This is a genomic window from Priestia sp. JNUCC 25 (assembly GCF_053667915.1).
The window spans coordinates 4,065,167-4,076,968 of record NZ_CM132211.1; the positions used below are offsets into that span (position 1 = coordinate 4,065,167).

Sequence of the window (11,802 nt, forward strand, 5' to 3'; positions counted from 1 at the left end):
TATAGAGAAAGGGGGTTTTTATTATATAGATCTAGTTTAGTTCATCCACGAAGGGTCTGAAGGATTTTCACGCCATTTAAATAGTTTGTCCATAGCTTCTTCTTCAATGTATCCCGCTTCGTTTGCCGCTTCTACTAGCGTAGAGTAGTCTGTTAGCGAATAAACTTGAAGTTCTTTTTCTTTAAACAGCTGACGCGCTTTTTCCAGCTCATATGTAAAGATAGACACAACTCCCAGCACTTCACACCCCTGCGCTTTTAATGCATCGACTGCGGTAAACACACTTCCGCCAGTTGAAATCAAATCTTCAATCACAACAACTTTTTGACCTTTTGTTACTTTTCCTTCGATTTGATTTCCTTGGCCATGTTCTTTTGCTTTGCTTCGCACATAGCACATTGGAAGCTCTAGCGCTTCACTTACCCATGCTGCATGAGGGATACCAGCTGTAGCGGTACCAGCAATCACTTCTGCATTGGCAAAATACGTTTTAATTAAATGCTGCAGACCTTTTGCAATTTCTTTTCGCACTTTCGGGTAGCTAAGCGTTAGACGGTTGTCACAATAAATAGGCGACTTAATTCCAGAGGCCCACGTAAACGGCTCGTTTGGTTGAAGGCTTACTGCCTCAATATCAATTAATTGTTTTGCAATTTCTTTTCGTAGTTTTGTCATCGCGTAATACGCTCCCCTTTCCACTGCTGTAACATCTCATAATATGCTTTAAGCGGGTCTTTTGCTTTAGTAATAGAACGTCCAACGACAATGGCACTTGAGCCATATTCTCTCGCTAGCTGAGGTGTTGCCACACGGACTTGGTCATCTACTGAATCTGTGCCCATACGAATACCCGGCGTTACGGTCAAAAAGTCTTCTCCTGCTGCTTTTCGAATCGAAGGCACTTCATGAGTAGAACATACAACGCCGTCAAGTCCACTTTTTTTAGCAAGTGCTGCATAATGCGTAACCACTTCTTGCATCGAATGTGTAATGAGCTGCTGCTCTTTTAGCATTTCATCAGATGTACTCGTTAGCTGAGTAACCGCAATACAATCCGGGCGCTTTTTGCCGGCAGCGGTTCCTAAGTCAAGTCCTTCAACGGCTGCTTGCATCATGTTCATTCCGCCCGCTGCGTGAACGTTAACCAAATCCACTTCAAGAGAAGCTAAAGACTTCATCCCTTGCTTTACCGTATTGGGAATATCATGAAGCTTTAAGTCTAAAAAGATTTGGTGGTTTTGCTCTTTTAATGCAGAAATAATGGATAACCCTTCTTTATAAAACAGTTCCATGCCTACTTTCACAAATAATGACTCTTGTTGAAAAGGCATTAAAAACTGCTGTACATCGTTAATTGATGAAAAATCAAGAGCAATGATTAACGGTTGCTTCACGCTTTTTCCAGCTCCTTCCGATACATTCTGAAACATGCTCGTATCCTAATGATGTTAATAGCCTTGGCAGTTCGTCAATGATGGTTGGGCATACATACGGGTCAACAAAGTTTGCTGTACCAACCGCCACTGCACTTGCACCTGCATATAGGAACTCGAGTGCATCTTCAGCAGTCGTCACTCCGCCCATACCGATAATTGGAATGTTCACTTTTTGGCTCACTTCATATACCATTCGAATCGCTACCGGTTTAATTGATGGGCCTGACAGTCCGCCTGTGCCGTTCGCTAAAACCGGCTGAGCTGTTTTCAAATCCAAACGCATCCCGAGAAGCGTATTGATCATCGTTAAGCCATCGGCACCAGCTTCTTCAACAGCCATCGCCATGTCTACAATATTGGATACGTTTGGTGATAGTTTAACATAAACTGGAACATTTGAAACATCTTTTACTGCTTTCGTTAAACGAGCAGCAATGACAGGATCTACGCCAAACGCAATTCCGCCTTCTTTTACGTTAGGACATGAAATATTCAATTCAAGTGCTTTTACATTTGATACGGTTGAAATTTCTTTTGCCACGTGCACATATTCTTCAATTGAAGCACCGGCTACGTTCGCGATAATCGGCACATCATATTGCTGAAGCCAAACGAGCTCTTCATTCATTACTTTTTCTAACCCAGGATTTTGTAATCCGATTGCATTTAACATTCCTGCAGATGTTTCCGCTACGCGAGGAGTTGGATTGCCAAAACGAGTTTCAGCAGTAGTCGCTTTAATCATAATGGCTCCAAGTGCATCAAGTGAATAAAATTGAGCATACTCACGTCCAAATCCAAAACAGCCGGATGCTGGCATAATTGGATTTTTCAAATCTAATCCTGGCAATGTCGTTTTTAGCATGCTCATAGAAGCACCTCCCCTGCTTGAAAGACGGGACCGTCGCTGCAGATTTTTTTATACGCCGTAGAATCTTCACTTTCTCTGCATACACATGCAAAACAAGCACCGATTCCACAACCCATTCTTTCTTCTAAAGAAATGTAAAGCGGCTTGTTTGTATAATTATTTTCTAGTGCTTTCAACATCGGAGTTGGACCGCATGAAAACATAACATCATATGAAAACTGCTGCTCGTCAATCACCGTTGTGACAAAACCTTTTGTTCCGTAAGAGCCGTCTACCGTTGCAATATATGTTTCTCCTAAAGCTAAAAACTCTCGCTCGTAAAATACGTCTGCTTTTGATTGAAAGCCTAAGACGTGAATAACCTGCACGCCTTTTTCACGAAGTCTTTTTGAAAGCTCATAGAGCGGAGGCACTCCAATGCCTCCTCCTACTAATAAAGCGGTTTGACCTGCCTCTATGGTATCTAATGGAAAACCGTGGCCAAGCGGACCTAACACGTCAATCGACTGTCCGGCTTGTTTTTCGGCAAGCAGCGATGTTCCCGCCCCTTCTGCACGGTAAATCATCGTAAATTGTTCGTGCGTTTGGTCAATTTCTGCAATACTGATTGGTCTGCGAAGCAGTGGCAAATAGTCGTTGTTGACGCGGATATGCACAAACTGCCCCGGCTCATTCATGAAACGAACAAGCTCGCCTTGAAGGGTTAATTCATATACATTGTGTGTTAACGGTCGCTGACTGACGACTTGCATCATTTCATGTTTGATCATACGGTTGTCACCTCTTTAGTTGGACGAACTTTTTTCATTGGTGTTGTATGGAAGCTGATCGTTTCAAGCACTCGTAAAATCGCTTCTGCTGTATCAAGTGATGTTAAGCAAGGTACACCATTTTCAACTGCTTCACGGCGAATTTTAAATCCGTCACGCGCAGGCTGTTTTCCTTTTGTTAGCGTGTTGATGACAAGCTGCGCCTCACCTTTTCGTATCACATCTAAAAGATTGTGATCTTCATGATGAATTTTATTTACTACTTTTACGCGAATGTCTTCTTTTGTAAACGTTGAAGCTGTTCCTTCCGTTGCAATCACCTGGTAGCCAATGTTAGCAAAACGCTTCGCTAGCGCTGTTGCCTCTTCTTTATCTTTATCCGCTACTGTCATAAGTACTGAACCGTACGGCTTAATGGACATACCTGACGCAATTAGTCCTTTATATAATGCTTTTTCGTACGTTGAATCTTGCCCCATTACTTCTCCAGTAGATTTCATTTCAGGTCCAAGCGTAATATCTACGCGACGCAGCTTTGCAAATGAGAAGACCGGCACTTTTACGTAGACACCTTCTTCTTCAGGGTGCATGCCTGATTCATAACCAAGCTCTCGCAAACTTGTTCCTAAAATAACTTTTGTTGCCACATTCGCCATCGGAATACGCGTAATTTTACTTAAGAACGGCACCGTACGGCTTGAACGAGGATTTACTTCAAGAACAAACACTTCTCCTTTTGATAAGACGAACTGAATGTTGAGCAGTCCAATAATGTTTAAGCCTTTTGCAATACGTGTTGTGTAATCAATGATTGTATCTTTTACATCCTGTGACAGAGTTTGCGGTGGATATACAGCAATGGAGTCACCTGAGTGTACACCCGCGCGCTCTACATGTTCCATAATCCCTGGAATAACCACTGTTTCACCGTCTGAAATGGCATCGACTTCAATTTCTTTTCCAGTTAAGTAGCGGTCGATTAACACAGGGTGATCAGCGTGTACTTTTACCGCGTGTTTCATATAGTGAAGCAGTTCTTCTTCTTTATACACAATTTCCATTGCGCGTCCGCCTAGTACATATGAAGGTCGTACAAGCACCGGATAACCAATTTCTTTTGCCACAACCACTGCTTCTTCTACGGATGTAACCGTCTTTCCAAGAGGCTGAGGTACTTCTAAACGCGCTAGCGTCGCTTCGAATTTTTTACGGTCTTCCGCTGCATCTAAGCTTTCAAGCGACGTTCCTAAAATCTTGACCCCTCTTGCTTCTAGCTCGTCTGCTAAGTTGATTGCTGTTTGACCACCGAACTGTACGACCACACCTTCTGGTTTTTCTAAATCGATGATATGCATCACATCTTCAATCGTCAGCGGCTCGAAGTATAATTTATCTGAAATACTGAAGTCAGTTGATACTGTTTCTGGATTGTTATTGACAATAATCGCCTCGTATCCAGCTTCTTTAATCGCCCACACGGAGTGAACTGTTGCATAGTCAAACTCAATTCCTTGCCCGATGCGGATTGGACCTGACCCTAACACTACAACGCTTTTACGATCTGTAACAATCGATTCGTTTTCATCTTCAAATGTACCGTAGAAATATGGTGTTGTAGATTCAAATTCAGCTGCACATGTATCTACTGTTTTGTACACTGGCATCACGCCATTTTGTTTGCGGAAGTCATATACTTCACGCTCTGTTTGATTCCATAGCTTAGCAATCGTACAGTCTGCAAATCCCATTTCTTTTGCTTCCTGTAAAACTTCTACGTTATGAATCTCTTCTTTTAACACATTTTCAAAAGCAATCACTTTTTCAAGTTTTACTAAGAAGAAGAGATCGATTTTGCTCCACTCGTGAATTTGCTGAATCGTTATGCCGCGGCGAATCGCTTCTGCGATGTAGAATAATCGCTCATCACCAGCTTTGCGAATACGTTTTTCAATAATTACATCATCAAATTCATGCGCATCTTTCAGCTCTAAGTGATGAACGTTTGACTCTAGTGAGCGTACGGCTTTTAAAATTGACTCTTCGAACGTGCGGCCAATTGCCATTACTTCACCTGTTGCTTTCATCTGTGTACCGAGTTTACGGTTAGCTGATTCAAATTTATCAAACGGCCAGCGTGGAATTTTAGATACGATGTAATCTAGTGCCGGTTCGAAACATGCGTATGTCTTCCCAGTTACCGGGTTCATCATTTCATCTAATGTTAAGCCTACCGCAATTTTTGCTGCTAATTTTGCAATTGGATACCCTGTTGCTTTTGATGCTAAAGCCGATGAGCGGCTTACACGAGGGTTTACTTCAATTACGTAATACTGGAAGCTTTCTGGGTCTAGTGCTAGCTGAACGTTACATCCGCCTTCGATTTTAAGCGCTCGGATAATTGTTAGTGAAGCATTTCTAAGCAGCTGATACTCACGGTCGCTTAGCGTTTGGCTTGGTGCTACAACAATTGAATCTCCCGTATGAATACCGACCGGATCAAAGTTTTCCATATTACATACTACGATGGCATTATCGTTTGCATCGCGCATTACTTCATATTCAATTTCTTTAAAGCCTGCAATGCTTTTCTCAAGTAAGCACTGTGTTACAGGACTGTGTTTTAATCCACTTGTTACAATTTCAATCAACTCTTGCTCGTTGTTACAAATTCCGCCTCCCGTACCGCCAAGCGTATAAGCAGGACGCACGATTACCGGATAGTTTACTTGTTCAACAAACGCATAAGCTTCGTCTAACGAATGAATGATTTCACTTGCTGGGACAGGCTGATTTAGTTCATTCATTAGTGAACGGAACTGCTCACGGTCTTCAGCTTGTTCAATCGCCGATAATTTTGTCCCGAGAATTTCTACATTAAATTCTTCTAAAATACCCGTTTCGTGTAATTCTACCGCTAAGTTCAGTCCCGTTTGACCGCCAAGCGTTGGAAGCAGTGCATCAGGGCGTTCTTTACGAATAATTGAGCTTACAAATTCAACCGTTAGAGGTTCAATATATACTTTATCTGCCATTTCTGAGTCTGTCATGATTGTTGCAGGATTGGAGTTCACAAGAATAACTTTGTATCCTTCTTCTTTTAGCGCAATACACGCTTGCGCTCCTGCATAGTCAAACTCTGCCGCCTGTCCGATGACGATTGGTCCTGATCCGATTACGAGAATTGTGTTAATATCTTGACGTTTTGGCATTAGCAATTACCTACTTTCTGATTGTTTTTCATAAGATCCATAAATTCGTTGAACAATCCGTTTGCATCTTCAGGTCCCGGTGATGCTTCAGGGTGATATTGAACCGTAAATGCCGGATATTCTTTATGCTTTACTCCTTCAACTGTTCCATCGTTAAGCGCAACGTGCGTCACTTCTAATGGCGTGTTGACAAGAGATGGCTCACATACTGTATAGCCGTGGTTTTGAGATGTAAGAGCTACTTTATTGGTTTTTAGATCCTTTACAGGATGGTTGGATCCACGATGACCAAATTTCATTTTTTCTGTATCTGCTCCGCATGCTAGCGCAAACAGCTGATGTCCTAAACAAATTCCGAAAAGAGGAACCTTTCCTAAAACCCCTTGAATCATCTCGATTGCTTCAGGTACGTCTTTTGGGTCTCCAGGTCCGTTGCTCAACATGATGCCATCTGGATTTAATTGAAGAATTTCTTGCGCAGTTACGTTATAAGGAACCACAATCACGTCGCATTGACGAGCTGTTAATTCGCGTAAAATTCCGTGTTTCATTCCAAAGTCAACGAGTACCACTTTTTTACCTCTGCCTGGGCTTGGGTAAGGCTTCACTGTTGATACTTTTTTAACTGAGTCAGTCGGAAGTTCATGATTTTGAAGCTGTGATACCACTTCTTCTACATTGACTTCCATGTTGCACACGCGTCCGCGAAGCGCACCGTGCTGACGAATTTTTCTCGTTAATTTTCTTGTGTCGATTCCAGCTAATCCTGGAATATCTTTTTGTTTTAAAAATTCATCTACTGATAGTTCGCTTCTGAAGTTTGAAGGAGCATCACAAATTTCTTTTACAATCAAACCGTGTACAGCTGGTTCAATCGACTCAAAGTCATCGCGGTTAATACCGTAGTTTCCGATTAAAGGATATGTTAATGTCACAATTTGTGCACAGTATGATGGATCAGATAGAATTTCTTGATATCCTGTCATTCCCGTGTTGAAAACAACTTCTCCTGTCATTTCTTTGTCGCTGCCGAATCCTTTTCCGATAAATACTGTTCCATCTTCTAAAATTAGTTGACGTTGCATGCTTTAACATCCTCCCATACTCGTTTACCTTCTACTAATGTCATTACCGGCCAACCTTTGCATACCCAGTTAGCAAACGGCGTATTTTTACCTTTTGATACAAATTCTTCTGGATTAATTGCTTTTTCTGTTTCAAGATCAATGATAGTTAAATCTGCTGGTTTCCCTACTTCGATGGTGCCATAAGGAAGGTTGAACGTGTCAGCAGGCTTGTTTGTTAAATATGATACTAGCTGCTCTAGCGTCATTACTTCTTTTAATACCAAGTTTGTATAAAGAAGCGGGAAAGCTGTTTCAAGTCCCACAATCCCAAACGGCGCAAGCTCCATGCCTGCTGCTTTTTCGTCCGCTGTGTGCGGTGCATGATCAGTGGCGATAAAATCAAGCGTTCCGTCTAATAAAGCTTCAATTAATGCCTGTTGATCATCTTTTCCTCGAAGCGGCGGATTCATTTTAAAGTTTGAATCAAGCCCAGGGATGTCTTCCTCATTTAGCAGTAAATGATGAGGCGTTACTTCTGCGGTTACGCGAATTCCTGCTTTTTTTGCATCCCGAATGGCGCGAATGGATTCTTTTGTACTTACGTGACACACATGGTAGTGACAGTTTGCTGCTTCAGCAAGCAGTACATCTCGTGCAATTTGAACGGCTTCACAAATAGAAGGGATACCGTTTAGTCCATGTTCTTTTGCAAATTTTCCGTCGTGGACGCAGCCTTTGTTGATTAAATCATTATCTTCACAGTGTGCAACGATTGCTTTATTTAATGAAGCGGCTTTTTTCATCGCTTCCAGCATCATTCCTGTTGACTGAACGCCTACTCCATCATCTGTAAAAGCAAATGCGCCCGCTTCTTTTAAGCCTTCAAAGTCCGTTAGTTCTTTTCCTAATTGGCGAGTGGTAATCGATGCGTATGGTAATACGCGAACATGTGCTGTTTCTTCAATACGCTTGTTTACCCACTCCATTTGTTCAACAGTATCCGGAACTGGACGCGTGTTTGGCATTGCAGCAATTGCTGTAAAACCGCCCTTTGCCGCTGCTAGAGTACCCGTTTCAATCGTTTCTTTCTTTTCTCCCCCTGGCTCGCGCAAGTGAACGTGGACATCGATTAAACCCGGTGATAAGAAGTTCCCGCCTGCATCAATGACTTCTTCATTCTCTACATCGATGTGTGAAGCTATTTCAGCAATTACACCATTTTCAATTTTCAGTTCGACTTTTTCAATTTTCCCTTCATTTAACCATGTAGCATTTTTGATAATTGTTGTCATTATTAAGTCCCCTTTCAATTGGTTGTAGCGCTCTTGCTAATACTGCCATGCGAATGTACACGCCATTTTGCATTTGTTTAAAAATTCTTGATCGTTCACATTCAACGAGCTCATCTGCAATTTCGACTCCTCTGTTTACAGGAGCTGGATGAAGGATAATGCTATGTGATTTCATTTTCCGCTCTCGTTCAACGGTTAATCCGAAGCGGCTGTGGTAGTTCTGTGCAAGCTCTGAAGTGTTCTCTTCGTGCCTTTCAAATTGAATACGCAGCAGCATCACAACATCGACCGTTTCGATTGCTTCATCGATATCAAGATATGTACCGTGTCTGTTCTCTTCATCTTTCCATTCTTCAGGTCCCGCAAAATATACGGTCGCCCCTAGTTTTGTCAGCATTTCAGCATTCGATCTCGCTACGCGGCTATGTCGCAAATCTCCGACTATTGCGACTTTTAATCCTTTAAACGAGCCGAACTCTTGGCGAATCGTCAGTAGATCAAGCAGACACTGAGTTGGATGCTGACCGCATCCGTCTCCTGCATTAATGATGGGAATCGATACTTTTTCCTGCAGTGCTTCATAATAACGATCTTGCGGGTGGCGAATAACAACTGACTGAACGCCGATTGAAGCTAATGTTTCAATCGTGTCATAAAGCGTTTCTCCTTTTTGGACGCTTGAAGTTGTTACTTCAAACGGAATTGTTGTTAATCCTAGCTGCTGTTCTGCCATTTCAAAGCTGCATCGAGTACGCGTGCTCGCTTCAAAAAATAAGTTGGCAACAAACATTTTCTCTTCCGGTTTCCATCCTTGTTTATTCGTTCGATAGTTTTCAGCGCTGTCTAAAATCTCTAGAATTTCATTTGTTTCTAGTGTTGAGACTGTCACTAAATGTTTCATATCGATTCCCTCCATTTTTGCTTTCCTCGCATTTCTTTATAAAAAACACCCTTTCTAACTTAGAAAGGGTGTAAGAAAACAAGCTTCGTCTATAACGCGCTTTTCACACACCCTTAGAAACCTCTCTGGATTTCAATTAAAAGGCGTTCTATGAAATTTTTCGTACTGACGTTTGTTGAACGTTTTCTGCTTCTTTTATCTTCTCTTTCGGCAGAACTAGATTCAGCAGAACTCCCATGATAGCAGACAGTGCCATGCTATCAATCTTTACATGTTCTGAGATATCTAAGTGTGCTCCTCCGATTCCTAACACTAAGATAATCGAAGCAATCATTAAGTTTCGTTTTGATCCAAGGTCTACCTTTGCATCCACCATCATGCGCAAGCCTGATGAAGCAATGATTCCGAATAAGAGAATTGAAATCCCGCCCATGACCGGCGTTGGTATACTTGAAATAAGAGCATTGATTTTGCCGACAAACCCGAACAAAATCGCGAAGACTGCTGCTCCTGCTATCACAAATACGCTAAGCACCTTTGTGATGGCTAACACTCCGATGTTCTCACCGTATGTTGTATTTGGCGGTCCGCCGATCAGCGCAGCAAGCATAGTTGCTACTCCGTCTCCTAAAATCGATCTGTGCAGCCCTGGCTTTTCAATATAGTTTCGATCCACAATCTTATTTAAGACGAGAATGTGTCCGATATGTTCTGAGAGTGTTACGACTGCTACAGGTACCATGATAAGCACAATCCCTAATGAAATGGACGGCGTGTATGTGACGAACGGCACGTAGAAGTGAGGTACTTCAATCCACTCTGCTTTCACTACCTTTGAAAAGTCTACCAATCCTTGTGTATAAGCGAAGATGTATCCGCCGATAATTCCCATCAGTACCGGAATCAGACTGATAATATTTTTAAAGAAGATTGAGCAAGCAACGGTTATCGCTAGTGTCACAAGTGCAACCATCAGGTAAGTTAAGCTGTAATTTCCTTTTGCATCGTTCATAGCCATGCCTACTGCTGTATTAGCTAGTCCTAAGCCTATAACCATAATAACTGGTCCTACTACAACCGGAGGAAGCAGCTTCATAATCCAATTAATTCCTGTTCCTTTTATAATCAAAGCAACAATTCCATAAACAAGTCCGGCTAAGAAACAGCCAACCATCGTTTCTTCAGGTCCAAACGAAGCTTTTGCGAAAATAATTGGCGTGATGAACGCGAACGATGAACCAAGATAAGAAGGAATTTGACCTCTTGTAATGAGCAGGAAAGCGAGCGTTCCTACCCCGCTTGAAATCAAAGCAATTGCCGGGCTGAACCCGACTAGGAACGGCACTAACACCGTCGACCCAAACATTGCAAACAAATGCTGTAGACTCAATGTTAACCAATTTACAGCTTTTGGTTTATCATGTATATCAAGTACAAAATCTCGTTGTTGACTCATATGTTTTTCCTCCTATCACTATTAAAAAACCTCTTTACGCAGAGGCAAAGAGGTTTTCAGCATACAAGGAAGACGCTATACCGCAGTATAGTTTTCCTTGTATAGTGACCCCCCTTTTGCAGCCTCACGGGACTACCATTTAAAAGGGTATATAATTTATTTTTCGTAAATAGACACGTGGTCTTTTTCGTCTACTTCCATTAAATGCACCGCAATTTTTTCACTTTTAGCTGTCGGTACGTTTTTGCCAACATAGTCTGCTCGAATCGGCAGCTCGCGGTGCCCTCTATCCACTAAAACAGCCAGCTGAATGAGTTCAGGTCGGCCGATATCAATCAGTGCATCAAGTGCTGCTCGAACCGTACGGCCCGTATATAACACATCGTCTACTAAGATGACGTTCTTATTTGCAATATCTGTCGGAATATCTGATCCTTTTACGAGAGGCTCATCATTGCTTGTCACTTTCGATAAATCATCTCGGTAAAGCGTGATGTCTAGTTCTCCGACTGGCAATGTATTTCCTTCAATTTGTGCAATTCGTTCTGCTAAACGTTTTGCGATATAAATACCTCGCGTTTTAATCCCCACTAGCACACAATTTTCGATTCCTTTATTCTTTTCAATAATCTCATGTGCAATTCGAGTTAAAGCGCGGCGAATAGCCTGTTCGTCAAGTACGGTAGCTTTTACGTTCACTGTTTTTCACCTCAAGTTGTTGACATAAAAAAATCCTCTTGCCTTGAGGCAAGAGGATTTGGTTTTAGACATATTTCTTCAAAAAGGCTATAAGTATGCCT

10 protein-coding genes are annotated in these 11,802 nt (G+C 42.0%); all 10 read right to left on the reverse strand.

Annotated elements, in window-relative coordinates:
• Positions 1 to 36: 36 nt before the first annotated feature.
• Complete coding sequence (pyrE, locus tag JNUCC25_RS21335; protein ID WP_013058931.1) at positions 37 to 675, reverse strand: orotate phosphoribosyltransferase; 639 nt, start codon at positions 673 to 675, stop codon at positions 37 to 39.
• On the reverse strand, positions 672 to 1,394 hold the full coding sequence (gene pyrF / locus JNUCC25_RS21340) for an orotidine-5'-phosphate decarboxylase (RefSeq protein WP_013058932.1): 723 nt from the start codon (positions 1,392 to 1,394) through the stop codon (positions 672 to 674). Before pyrF ends, pyrE begins: the two co-directional genes overlap by 4 nt.
• Complete coding sequence (locus tag JNUCC25_RS21345) at positions 1,366 to 2,307, reverse strand: dihydroorotate dehydrogenase (protein ID WP_013058933.1); 942 nt, start codon at positions 2,305 to 2,307, stop codon at positions 1,366 to 1,368. Before JNUCC25_RS21345 ends, pyrF begins: the two co-directional genes overlap by 29 nt.
• Positions 2,304 to 3,077 carry a dihydroorotate dehydrogenase electron transfer subunit gene (locus tag JNUCC25_RS21350; protein WP_013058934.1) on the reverse strand — a complete coding sequence of 258 codons (774 nt, stop codon included), beginning with the start codon at positions 3,075 to 3,077 and terminating at the stop codon, positions 2,304 to 2,306. The genes JNUCC25_RS21345 and JNUCC25_RS21350 overlap by 4 nt, the downstream gene beginning before the upstream one ends.
• The gene (gene carB / locus JNUCC25_RS21355; RefSeq protein WP_029320518.1) at positions 3,074 to 6,286 is read right to left on the reverse strand and encodes a carbamoyl-phosphate synthase large subunit; all 3,213 of its coding nucleotides are present in this window, start codon (positions 6,284 to 6,286) and stop codon (positions 3,074 to 3,076) included. The genes JNUCC25_RS21350 and carB overlap by 4 nt, the downstream gene beginning before the upstream one ends.
• Positions 6,286 to 7,371 (reverse strand): carbamoyl phosphate synthase small subunit, encoded by a 1,086-nt coding sequence (locus JNUCC25_RS21360; protein ID WP_013058936.1) that lies wholly within the window; start codon positions 7,369 to 7,371, stop codon positions 6,286 to 6,288. Before JNUCC25_RS21360 ends, carB begins: the two co-directional genes overlap by 1 nt.
• Positions 7,356 to 8,645, reverse strand: coding sequence for a dihydroorotase (locus tag JNUCC25_RS21365; RefSeq protein WP_013058937.1), 1,290 nt, complete (start codon positions 8,643 to 8,645; stop codon positions 7,356 to 7,358). Before JNUCC25_RS21365 ends, JNUCC25_RS21360 begins: the two co-directional genes overlap by 16 nt.
• Complete coding sequence (locus JNUCC25_RS21370) at positions 8,608 to 9,546, reverse strand: aspartate carbamoyltransferase catalytic subunit (protein WP_013058938.1); 939 nt, start codon at positions 9,544 to 9,546, stop codon at positions 8,608 to 8,610. Before JNUCC25_RS21370 ends, JNUCC25_RS21365 begins: the two co-directional genes overlap by 38 nt.
• Positions 9,547 to 9,694: 148 nt before the next feature.
• Positions 9,695 to 11,002, reverse strand: coding sequence for a uracil-xanthine permease family protein (locus tag JNUCC25_RS21375; protein WP_013058939.1), 1,308 nt, complete (start codon positions 11,000 to 11,002; stop codon positions 9,695 to 9,697).
• Positions 11,003 to 11,158: 156 nt separating this feature from the next.
• Entirely contained in the window at positions 11,159 to 11,701 is a 543-nt protein-coding gene (gene pyrR, locus JNUCC25_RS21380) for a bifunctional pyr operon transcriptional regulator/uracil phosphoribosyltransferase PyrR (protein ID WP_013058940.1), read from the reverse strand.
• Positions 11,702 to 11,802 lie beyond the last annotated feature (101 nt).